The organism is Ferroglobus sp., assembly GCF_015521575.1.
GTDB lineage: Archaea > Halobacteriota > Archaeoglobi > Archaeoglobales > Archaeoglobaceae > Ferroglobus.
In genome coordinates, this window is the sequence record NZ_WANY01000274.1 from 1 (window position 1) to 10,384 (window position 10,384).

Annotated in this window: 13 protein-coding genes and 2 tRNA genes; 8 read left to right on the top strand and 7 right to left on the bottom strand. The window is 43.8% G+C overall.

Annotation, left to right across the window (positions count from 1 at the left end; translation table 11 throughout):
* Window positions 1-162 precede the first annotated feature (162 nt).
* The gene (locus F7C14_RS10995) at window positions 163-330 is read right to left on the bottom strand and encodes a hypothetical protein (protein WP_290902892.1); all 168 of its coding nucleotides are present in this window, start codon (window positions 328-330) and stop codon (window positions 163-165) included.
* 91 nt (window positions 331-421) lie between these two features.
* On the opposite strand from F7C14_RS10995, the gene F7C14_RS11000 reads away from it, so the two are divergent.
* The 3 genes from F7C14_RS11000 to F7C14_RS11010 all read left to right on the top strand — a co-directional run bounded on the left by F7C14_RS11000 (window position 422) and on the right by F7C14_RS11010 (window position 2,138).
* Window positions 422-505 (top strand) — tRNA-Leu (locus tag F7C14_RS11000).
* A gap of 677 nt (window positions 506-1,182) precedes the next feature.
* Complete coding sequence (locus F7C14_RS11005) at window positions 1,183-1,332, top strand: PIN domain-containing protein (RefSeq protein WP_367114372.1); 150 nt, start codon at window positions 1,183-1,185, stop codon at window positions 1,330-1,332.
* Entirely contained in the window at window positions 1,332-2,138 is an 807-nt protein-coding gene (locus tag F7C14_RS11010) for a hypothetical protein (RefSeq protein WP_290902894.1), read from the top strand. Before F7C14_RS11005 ends, F7C14_RS11010 begins: the two co-directional genes overlap by 1 nt.
* On the opposite strand, the gene F7C14_RS11015 is transcribed toward F7C14_RS11010, so the two are convergent.
* A complete protein-coding gene (locus F7C14_RS11015) occupies window positions 2,112-2,798 on the bottom strand; it encodes a 4Fe-4S double cluster binding domain-containing protein (RefSeq protein WP_290902896.1) in 687 nt (228 codons plus the stop codon). The genes F7C14_RS11010 and F7C14_RS11015 overlap by 27 nt on opposite strands.
* Window positions 2,799-2,883: 85 nt before the next feature.
* Between F7C14_RS11015 and F7C14_RS11020 the strand changes: the two genes are divergently transcribed.
* Both F7C14_RS11020 and F7C14_RS11025 read left to right on the top strand, forming a co-directional pair.
* On the top strand, window positions 2,884-3,804 hold the full coding sequence (locus F7C14_RS11020; RefSeq protein WP_290902898.1) for a replication protein A: 921 nt from the start codon (window positions 2,884-2,886) through the stop codon (window positions 3,802-3,804).
* Window positions 3,801-4,436, top strand: coding sequence for a hypothetical protein (locus F7C14_RS11025; RefSeq protein ID WP_290902900.1), 636 nt, complete (start codon window positions 3,801-3,803; stop codon window positions 4,434-4,436). The genes F7C14_RS11020 and F7C14_RS11025 overlap by 4 nt, the downstream gene beginning before the upstream one ends.
* On the opposite strand, the gene F7C14_RS11030 is transcribed toward F7C14_RS11025, so the two are convergent.
* Window positions 4,433-4,831, bottom strand: coding sequence for a rhodanese-like domain-containing protein (locus tag F7C14_RS11030; RefSeq protein WP_290902902.1), 399 nt, complete (start codon window positions 4,829-4,831; stop codon window positions 4,433-4,435). The genes F7C14_RS11025 and F7C14_RS11030 overlap by 4 nt on opposite strands.
* A gap of 170 nt (window positions 4,832-5,001) precedes the next feature.
* Between F7C14_RS11030 and F7C14_RS11035 the strand changes: the two genes are divergently transcribed.
* Both F7C14_RS11035 and fhcD read left to right on the top strand, forming a co-directional pair.
* Window positions 5,002-6,294 (top strand): TrpB-like pyridoxal phosphate-dependent enzyme, encoded by a 1,293-nt coding sequence (locus F7C14_RS11035; RefSeq protein ID WP_290902904.1) that lies wholly within the window; start codon window positions 5,002-5,004, stop codon window positions 6,292-6,294.
* A 55-nt stretch (window positions 6,295-6,349) separates the two neighbouring features.
* A complete protein-coding gene (gene fhcD / locus F7C14_RS11040; protein WP_290902905.1) occupies window positions 6,350-7,243 on the top strand; it encodes a formylmethanofuran--tetrahydromethanopterin N-formyltransferase in 894 nt (297 codons plus the stop codon).
* A gap of 5 nt (window positions 7,244-7,248) precedes the next feature.
* On the opposite strand, the gene F7C14_RS11045 is transcribed toward fhcD, so the two are convergent.
* From F7C14_RS11045 to F7C14_RS11055, 3 genes are all read right to left on the bottom strand, one after another.
* Window positions 7,249-7,449 carry a DUF2892 domain-containing protein gene (locus tag F7C14_RS11045; RefSeq protein WP_290902907.1) on the bottom strand — a complete coding sequence of 67 codons (201 nt, stop codon included), beginning with the start codon at window positions 7,447-7,449 and terminating at the stop codon, window positions 7,249-7,251.
* A 165-nt stretch (window positions 7,450-7,614) separates the two neighbouring features.
* Complete coding sequence (locus tag F7C14_RS11050) at window positions 7,615-8,382, bottom strand: alpha/beta hydrolase (protein WP_290902910.1); 768 nt, start codon at window positions 8,380-8,382, stop codon at window positions 7,615-7,617.
* Between the two features lie 56 nt (window positions 8,383-8,438).
* A complete protein-coding gene (locus F7C14_RS11055; RefSeq protein WP_290902912.1) occupies window positions 8,439-9,809 on the bottom strand; it encodes a short-chain fatty acid transporter in 1,371 nt (456 codons plus the stop codon).
* Window positions 9,810-10,000: 191 nt separating this feature from the next.
* Here F7C14_RS11055 and F7C14_RS11060 point away from each other — a divergent pair.
* Window positions 10,001-10,100 (top strand) — tRNA-Tyr (locus tag F7C14_RS11060).
* A gap of 49 nt (window positions 10,101-10,149) precedes the next feature.
* Here the strand turns inward: F7C14_RS11060 and F7C14_RS11065 are convergent.
* On the bottom strand, window positions 10,150-10,384 hold a 235-nt coding region (locus F7C14_RS11065), incomplete at its 5' end, for a hypothetical protein (protein ID WP_290902914.1).

Below are 10,384 nucleotides of genomic sequence, written 5' to 3' on the forward strand. Positions count from 1 at the left end.
GCTATGTGGGAAACCTTTAGCGAATATTTTGCGCTTCCTTTTCCAAGAACGTTCGTTTAAGCTTTTGCTCTTACGAATTTAAAACAAATGTAGTTTTGAGCTGTGATTGATAGTAACTTTCGTTGGAGCAACGAGATCGAAGCTCTTCTACATTCTCAGTAACTACTTAGTCTTCTTTTTCAGCAACTCTTTGATTTTGGCATCCAGGTATCTTCTCTCAAACTCTTTACCGAGACTTCGGCGGTAATCGGCTTTAAGCTGTCTTTCAGCAAGTTTAAGTAGGAGTTCGTCCTCTTCATCTGGAACTTCTTTACCCTCATATTTACCCATGCTGAATGTTCTACCGCGAGTAGTTATATACTTTCGCAAAGTGTCCCACAAATTCTTTAAACCAAAGTAGGTATATTATTTCTGCAGAGCTGCGGGGGTTGCCGAGCCAGGAAAAGGCGCAGGGCTTAAGACCCTGTCCCGTAGGGGTCCGCGGGTTCAAATCCCGCCCCCCGCATGTTTTTACCTGCATCTAACCGCTGAGGCTTATAACAATTGAAGAAGCGAGGAGAAACGATTACAACTTAAGTCTTTTGAGATGCGCAAGTGTCTTTGAGGACGAGCAGTATAGAAACGTGGATGAATTTCTTGGAGACTTAGGAGTTATCTTAAGAAAGGAAAAGGAAATTAATAAATAAATAACTAAACGAAATACTCGTCGGACTGGGGTTTGGAGATTTTTGAACTCTCAGAGTTCTTAAACAGTTTTTATGCGTAAGACTTTATTCGGGACTTTGCGATGGGCGAGATTACTGTTAAGATAAATGTTCCAGACAAAATCTTAAAAGTTGTTGACTTGAACAAAGTAATCGAAAGAATTGAGTGGGGGATTATACTCGAAATATAATCTAAGGAAGTTACAGGGAAAGTTCGAGGGCAAGAATCTCAGCAGGTTGCTCGAAGAGGTAGAAGAAGAATGGAGAATTTAAAGGTGTTTATCGATACTAACGTCCTTATCAACCATATCGAGGGTAAGGTGGATTTATCCGGGCTTAGGAGTATGTTCGGACTTCATTCGAACGCTATAGTTTTTAGCGAAGCTTTTATGGTTATCTTGAGGCGATAACTGGGAAAAGGGTTACGAGCTAAAAAATCAAAACAAAATACAGGAGCTTTTCACGTTGTTGTAATTTATTGCCAAACGACGCTTTAATTTTAGCTACATGCAAATTTTACGGGATAAAATATCTGATTTCGTTCGATAACGATTTTAGAGGTGCTTGCGAAGGCGAAAATATGGTTCTTATTGATAGCGTTGAGGGTGTTCGCAATGAAGACTCTTGATGAGTTTTTCAGCGAGGAAAGAGAAGAAATCAGAGAACATTGAGATTGCAGAACTCGAAAAGATTTTTGAGAAGTCGACGGAAAAGAGCGGAAGATTTAACTTTAAAGCTAAAGCTTGTGCTGTCTGTCCGCGTAACCTAAAACCAAAAAGCTTAATTTTTCCACATAAAATCTCCGTTGTGGTAAGAGTAAGTGATGTCGTCAACTTTGTGAAATGTAAAAGACTTGCTTTCTTCTCAATTCATCACCCAAGAGATTTTCCAACGCCATTAAAGGCGGCGAGAGAAATTTTCCTCAGCCTAAGAAAGGGTTTTGACTACGACTGGGCGTTTGAAAGGTTCTCCACACTTTATCCAGAAGCAAGGGACATCTTCGTTGAAGCTTCCAAAAACTTCACGTTTTCGGATGAGCTTGAAAAGTTAATTCCGCTGAAGTGGGAGCAGTATTACTATTCTGAAAAATTGAAGTTAAGCGGAATAGTTGATGAAGTGCACGAAAACTCTTTTTTGTGGGTTTCTCTTAAAGTTCCGAAAAAAGAGAGGTTTGAAAATAGAATTAAAGCTGCCTGCTATTCCATCCTCACCGGAATCGACACCGCATACGTATACTACTGCTACGACGGAAAGCTTGAGAGAATCAATGTGAGCAGAAGGGACAAATACAACGCTTTGAGAATTATAGAAAAAGTCCGGAAGGTTGAGAAGGGAATTATCCCAGAAAGAGAAGAAAGTTGGATGTGCGAAAAATGCGTTTACGCAAATTCTTGCAAAGAGGAGAGATCAACTTTCGCCTCCCGATTTCTTTAATCCGTATGGGCAGACTTTAACGCAAATTCCGCAAACCATATATCCTATGTCGGGATCTGCGGCAAACTCTTGGAGTTTCTTTGCGCACTTTTCAACGTCGAAAACCTCCTCTCTCTTTGGGTAGTCCTCGAAATTGGAATCCTTCAACGCTTTTACTATACAAGCTTCGATGCATTCTCTACAGCTACCACACTTATTTTTCATGGGTTCTCCAGCTTCAAGAGGCATATCGGTGAGAATTGTTGCGAGTCTAATTCTCGGTCCGTACTTCTCCGTTACAAGAAGCAGGGATTTTCCGATCCATCCAACTCCAGCAGCTCTCGCTATAGCTTTGTGAGAAATAAAGCTTCTCCAGTTTGTGTTTTTCAAAATCTTTGAAGCTGGGATTGGAATCGCTTTATATCCCCTCTTTTCTATCTCGTTAGCAAGGATGAAGGCTATTCTATCAAGCGTAGCGTTTGCCACTTCGTACTGCTTTGCGTAAAGCGGTCTTGAAGCAGGAAGAGAATCGAAAACGGCATCGCTCAACTTAACTCCGATGACGATTCCCCTTTTAAAACCTTCAAGCAGGTTGTTTGGGATTGTTGGATAATCCCTTACCAAGTCCAGATCTGCAACTCCGAAAATGTCAGCTCCAAGTTTCTTAGCTAAATCTTCCATGTAGTAAAATGATTTTTGGACTATTAATTGTTTTCCGTAAAAATTAAGCGAAAGTGTTAAGTCAAGATTTGTAAAGTCTTTTTTCATGGATAAAGTCGAAGAAATCACCCAAAAGATCCTCGAAAAGTTCGAGAGGCATGGAGTAAAGGTTAACAAGAATGAGATAAAAAAGCGGGTAGATTTACTTCTCAACGAGTTTAAAGTTCCTGAGGGGGAGATAATAAGGACGATCACTAATTACCTAATCCGAGAACACGGGTTGCCGAGGGAAATTCTCTTCGAACGAGAATCTCCTCTTGTGAAAATTGCCGAAATAACGAAGCCCGGCGTGTGGGTGAGCGTTAAAGCTAAAGTCGCCCAACTTTGGGACACCTCTTCTCCAAACGTCTCTCAGGTTGGATTGATAGGGGATGAAACGGGAATGATAAAGTTCGTCATCTGGGCGAAGTCTGGGAAGGGAGAAGTCGAAGAGGGTAAATCGTACCTTTTCAAGAATGTCGTAACTGACTCATTTCAGGGAAGAATGCAGATCAACGTGAACAGATTTAGCAGCATAGTGGAGCTTGAGGAAGACGTTCCTCTACCTCCAAGGGAGGTTAGCATAGTGGGGGCTCTCGTGTCAATCCAGCAGGGAAGCGGACTTATACAGAGATGTGGCGTTTGCGGGAGGGCTATGATAAAGGAAAGCTGCCCTGAGCACGGAAAAGTCGAAAGTTACGACGATTTGAGAATAAAGGGAGTTCTCGATGATGGCGAAAGCGTTTACGAAATAATCCTGAACGAGGAAAACGTTAAATCCCTCACGGGAATAGGGCTTGAAGAGGCTAAGAAAATCGCTCAGGAAAAGCTTGACAGGGGAGCTGTTCTTTCAGAGTTGAAGTCGAGGTTGCTCGGAAGGTACTTCAAGGTCACGGGGACGAAAGGAGGGAGATACATCCTCGTAAAGGAAGTTGACTTCTACAAGCCGGAGTTGAAGGAATTCAAACTTCTGGGTGAGGCGATATGATAAGAAGGAGAGAAGTCGCTAAGAGGGTTTTTGCGTACGAATTAACGAGGTCGACTCACGTTCTGCAGGATGAAAACGTCAAATACGCTCTGACACCTTTGGGAGAGAGGGTGAACAGGATTTTCTCCGTTAGCGTTCTGCTTGATAAAGAAGAAGTAAGACCGGACACAAACCTGTGGAGAATTAGGTTGAGCGATCCAACCGGAGTTTTTTACGCTTACGCTGGAAGGTTTAACAGCGAGGCAGTAGAAGCTTTGCTCGATCTTGAGCCGCCGGTGATAGTAGCTTTGGTCGGGAAGGTTAGAGTCTTCGAAGGCGTAACAAGGAAACTCGTTTCAGTTGTCCCGGAAAATCTCGTTGAGGTTGAGAGCGTTGTTAGAGACTACTGGGTTCTTGAAACAGCAAAAACAACTCTTAAGAGAATTGAAGAAATGGAAAAAAAGGAAGGAGAAGACGTTAAGCTCGCTTGGAACATATACAATCCGAATCTCGAAGAGTACAAAAGCGTTGTGAAGCAGGCAGTTTCGCTGATTAGGGAGGAGCTTGAAGAGCTCGAAAAAGAATTTGAAGAGGAAGAGGAGTTCGAATTCGAAGAAGAGGAATGGGATTTAACTGAGCTGCTTGAGGACTAATCCACCACTGGATATCCCCTATTTTTCCATTCAGTAATTCCTCCGAGCATGTTGTAAACCTCTTTAAAGCCGAGTTCCTTGAATATAGGCATTGCTAAACTCGTCCTATGACCGGTTCTGCAGTAGATGAGATAAACTTTGTTTTTGTCAAGCTTTTTCAGTTCTTCTTTGAAGTTTGGAGAGTAATAATCGATGTTTATCGCTCCCTCAATATGCCCGCTTTCGAATTCCTCTGGAGTACGTATGTCGAGGATGACGAAGTTCGGGTTGTTCTTGTTTTTCTGAATTAACTCATAAGCCTCATCTACTGAGATGTCCTTGTATATTCCCTTTTCAGCCTGCAAACATCCAGCGAAAATTAAAGAGAGTATTAGCAGAATTTTAACGAGTTTCATGAGTTTCCATCAAAAACGAGGAATAAATATTTTTGCGCTGTTGCAGAAAGAAGTTTAATTTTGAAGGTAAAAGTTTCGAATTTGCGGAACGCTGCAATTGACATTCAAGGCAATTATTGGTGAGATAAAACAGTCACAACCTTTAAATATTGTAGGAGCAAGCACACATCATGAGAAAAATCCTGTTAGATGAGAATGAAATGCCGAGGGAGTGGTACAACATACTCCCAGATCTTCCGGAGGAGTTGCCACCTCCGCTAAATCCGGCAACGAACGAGCCTGTGAAGCCGGAGGAACTCGAAGTTATTTTTCCAAAAGCCTTAATAAAGCAAGAAATGAGCCAAGAAAGATGGATAAGAATTCCTGAGGAGGTAAGGGATATTTACGCTCTCTGGAGACCAACTCCACTTATTAGGGCTAAAAAACTGGAGGAATACCTAAAAACCCCCGCAAGAATTTACTTTAAGTATGAAGGAGGCAGCCCACCGGGAAGTCACAAGCCTAATACGGCTGTTGCCCAAGCGTATTACAACGCTAAAGAGGGAGTCGAAAGGCTCACGACTGAGACAGGAGCAGGGCAATGGGGTTCTGCTTTGTGCTTTGCCACTAAGCTATTCGATCTGAAGTGTACGGTTTACATGGTTAAGGTCAGCTACCATCAAAAACCCTACAGGAGAATTCTGATGGAGACTTGGGGAGGAGAGGTAATTCCCTCTCCAAGCGACAGAACGGAGAGCGGAAGGAAAGTACTTGAGAGAGATCCGAACAACCCAGGGAGTTTGGGAATCGCAATAAGCGAGGCAATTGAGGACGCTGCAAAGCATGAGGACACGAAGTACAGTCTTGGGAGCGTTTTAAACCACGTTCTTCTCCACCAGACGATAATCGGGCTTGAGGCGAAAAAGCAGCTTGAAAGCATAGGTGAGGAGCCAGATATAATAGTTGGCTGCGTTGGAGGAGGAAGCAATTTTGCCGGGCTAAGCTATCCTTTTGTGAAAGATGTTGAGAGGAAGGGGACGAAGATAATAGCCGTAGAGCCGGCTGCATGCCCGACTTTAACGAAGGGGGAATACAGATACGACTTTGGAGATACAGCTGGACTGACACCTTTGCTGAAGATGTACACCCTCGGACACGAGTTTATACCTCCGCCGATTCACGCTGGAGGGTTGAGATATCACGGAGACGCTCCTACCTTGTGCATTCTCGTTAAAAACGGATTGGTTGAAGCGAGAGCTGTGAAACAGATTCCCACCTTCGAGGCTGGATTGATGTTTGCGAGAACGGAGGGAATAGTTCCTGCTCCCGAAACCAACCATGCAATAAGGGTTGTAATCGACGAAGCCATCAAAGCGAGGGAGGAGAACGAGGAGAAGGTCATCCTGTTCGGATTCAGCGGACACGGTTTGCTTGATTTGAAAGCGTACGACGATTTTCTGAGTGGAAAGCTTCAGGATGTGTGATAAAATTTCAAAAATTTAATATCCTTTCAAACCAACTTTTTTCGGGTGGTTTTAAATGAAAGTGAATGGTGTTGAAGTGGAAGAGACGTATGCGGAGGCTTTTGACATAAAGGTTGCGAGGGTTTTGATAACCGCCTACGACTACTACTGGGCTTACGTAGCCGCTAATGAAGCAACGGGCTTCGGAACTTCGGTAATAATGTGCCCGGCTGAGGCGGGAATTGAGAAGAAAGCTTTGCCGAGCGAAACTCCAGACGGAAGACCGGGGTACTACATCCAAATCTGCCACATGAGCAAGAAAGGTTTGGAAGAGCAACTATTGGCGAGGCTCGGGCAGTGCGTGTTGACGGCTCCCACAACAGCTGTCTTCAACGGATTGCCAGATGCTGAAGAGAAATTCGACACTGGCAACAAACTCCGCTTCTTCGGAGACGGCTACGAGAAGCAGTTAGACCTCTACGGCAGAAAAATGTGGGCTGTGCCGATGATGGAAGGAGACTTTTTGATCGAGAACGAGATTGGCTACGTGAACGGAATTGCCGGAGGTAACTTCTTCATCTTCGGCGAGACTCAGCCTTCAGCTTTGGCTGCTGCAAAAGCTGCGGTAGATGCCATTTTTGAGGTTGAGGGAGTTATAACTCCCTTCCCCGGAGGAATAGTAGCATCTGGATCGAAAGTTGGAGCGAACAAGTACAAGTTCCTGAAAGCTTCAACGAACGAAAAGTTCGCACCAAGCATAAGGGAGCAAGTTCCGGATACGCAGATTCCGGAGGGAGTTAAGGCGGTATACGAGATCGTCATAAACGGAATTAGCGTTGATGCCGTAAAAGAGGCTATGAAAGTTGGAATCGAAGCTGCTACGAAGATTCCGGGAGTTGTAAAAATAACTGCAGGAAACTACGGTGGAAAACTTGGAAAGCACCTTATTTACTTAAACGAACTCTTCTAAATTTTTTAACACTCGTTTCTGCACGTTTTTATCCCTAAAATTTTGTAAAGAAGACAGAAACCAGTAACTCCGGTAAACATCAGAGCGATCCCCAAGACGACGAGTAACATTCCGTGCGGAAGGTAGTTTGTTGCTCCGGCTATCAGCAAAAAAGCTCCTACGATCAACCTTGCGATTCTATCCATTAAGCCCTCGTTTCTTTCCACGTTTGACACCTTTTTGTTTTCATGTTACGAACGTCGAAGCTCTGCGTGGTTGGCAAAGGTGTTGGTAGATTTGGAGTAGAAAAATCTTCGCTTTCTGTTTAAACAAGCTGAAATTAGCTAAAGCGATGCTGAATTCATCGAAAGGTGTTTGAAGGTTGGAGCGGTTCATCTTCTCTCCTCTCCGCTCACTTCTTTTAAAAACTCCTCAAGAGCTTTGTTGAACTCTTCGGGCTTTTCTATCATGACCATGTGGCTCGCTCCTTTTATCACAACAAGCTTCGAATTTGGTATATGTTTGTGGAAGAATTCAGCGTACTTAACTGGAGTTAGTCTGTCCTTTTCTCCGACAACGATCAACGTCGGCACGTTAATTTTTATCTTCCCGCTTTTGTAATCTTCAAGCAAATCGAACTTGTCGCACAGAGACAGGTCGAGGTGAAGAACCTCGGTTCTTTCAAGAAACTCCCTCTTCTTTTTCTCGTATTCTTCTCCCTTTTCAGCGAATCCCATTTCAAGAATAAGTTCAACAGCCTTTTCCGGATTTTTCTTCAATCCCTCAAGGATGTCGGGAAGAACCCTCAATCTCGCTCCCGTCCCGACGAGAACTAAGCCTTTGCAGACTTCTGGGTTATTAAGGTAAACCTTTTGCACAACAGCTCCACCCAAACTGTGACCAACCAAAACTGCCTTTTTCATGGTCTTTTTTACGGCCTCACCAACATAGTAAGCGTAATCATCCACGGATTTGACTTCAACTTTCTCGCTCTTTCCATGGTTTGGTAAATCGATAGCGTATCCTCCGACCTCTTCAAGTTGCTTTTCCCACTGCAAAGCATCACTCCCGGAGCTGTGAACGTAAAAAACGTCTCTCTCCTTACCCTTCAGAATTGAAATTCTAATGCCATCTACCTCAACGAACAACCTCTCAAGCATGAAAAATTGTTGACTTGAGCGAATAAATACGTTTGGAAATAAAAATGAAAAAGTGTTCAGTAGGGTATGAAGGTTAGAGCTAAGGCGTAGAATACTGCAGCAAACAGCATCAGAGTTATGCAGTAGCCGAAGACATCTCTTGCTCTAACGGCGCAGATTCCAAGAAGAGGAATCGCCCAGAACGGCTGGAAAAGGTTTGTCCACTGGTCTCCGGCTCCGTAAGCTATTATGGCTTTTCCTATCGGAACTCCAAGTTCCATTGCAGCTCTTGAGATAGTTTCACCTATAACAGCCCACTCTCCACCCCCAGAGGGAACGAAGAGGTTGACGAGCCCAGCCACAAGCCATGCAACTACCGGAAAAGTCGTGGGAGTTGAGATTCCTATGAGCCAGTTTGCCATTATTTTTCCGAGTCCGGAGAATTTTATCATCCCCATTATACCTGCGTAAAACGGAAACTGCAAAACGATGCCCGCTGCTGAAGGAACCGCTGAGTAGAATGCTTTCAGGTAGCGGATTGGTCGTAAGTATAACAGAAGACCGACGAAGAGGAAGGTGAAGTTAACTATGTTCAGATCGAGCCCCTTTTTCTGAACGCCGAAGTGGTGAAAGATGTAAAATATGCCCATTAAAGCCAGCAAAATACCGATTATCACGCTGTTCTCTATTTTATCGGCTAACGTTTTAAATTCCACTTTCTCCTCCTTTCTCTCCTCTTCAAGTAGGTGAGGGGCGTATTGCTCTATTCCTCTGCATGCCTTCGGATCTGAAGGGGAAATCGCATACATAACCCCGACAACGAACACAATGGACAGAAGACTCAGAGCGAGGGAGTAGCCGGAGAATATAGTTTCACTCGTTGGAATGATGCCGATTAAATCCTGAAGAAAGTGACCTTCCGTTGCCGAAAGTAGGGGAGCCGAAGCTGACAGCCCCCAGTGCCAAATCATCCCAAGTCCCGTGTAGCCAGCGGTAACTATTGCTGGATAATGAACCGGAATTCCTCTAAAATATGCTTGCCTACCCACTTCTCTCGCCAGCAGAGCTCCAACTATCAACCCGAGTCCCCAGTTTATCCAAGAGAAGATCATTGCGAAGAAAGCTACAAGGGCTGCAGCTTGCTTTCCATTTTTGGGAAGCGAAGCAAGCTTGACGAGCATTTTGTGTACAGCTGGATGATAGGCTAAAGCGTAGCCAGTAACTAAAATCAAAACCATCTGCATCGCAAATGTAAGGAGGGTCCAGAAACCTTTGTACCAGTACAAAACCATGTCCACTGGAGACTGCTTCGCTATAACTATTCCCATGATGTAGCTGATGAAGGTCAGAATGACGGCGAAGAGAAAGGGGTCTGGCATCCATTTTTCGACGCTCGCTGAAATTCTGTAGCCGATTCTTTCCAAGGTGCTGATCCTATACTCCTCCATAATTAATTTTTGAAAATTAAAAATAAAAATGTTGCGTCAAAGAAGTTTTAAACCAAAAATTTTGGAAGATAGTTGAAACTTCCCATATCTGAGGGGTAAAAATTTGCTAAATTCTGAATTCGCCCCTAATACCTCCCGTTTTCTTCCACAAGGTATTTATACAGAAAACAACTCACACATAAACTGAAGTTCCCGGCTTAGCTCAGTGGCAGAGCGCGGGCCTGTAGTCTGTCCTGCCGCTGGCAGGCGGCAGAGAGCCCGTGGTCCCCGGTTCAAATCCGGGAGCCGGGACTAAACTTATCTCTTTTAACCGTCAAAACAAACTTTTTTGCGGAAAAAGTCACATTCCGTCAGCTATTAACGCCAGAAGTGCTCCAAAGAAAAGCAGAATCAAACCCAAAGCCAGTATCTCAAAAACGACGATTCCGCCGATAACTGCGAAGATCATCGAAAAGAAAGAGAAGAAAATTTTTAGAACAATTTTGTAAACCTGTCTAAACTTTAAAAGAAAAATTATCACAAGAGAAATCAGAAAGAGCATAATGGGGCTGAAAAATTCGCTCACGATGTATATC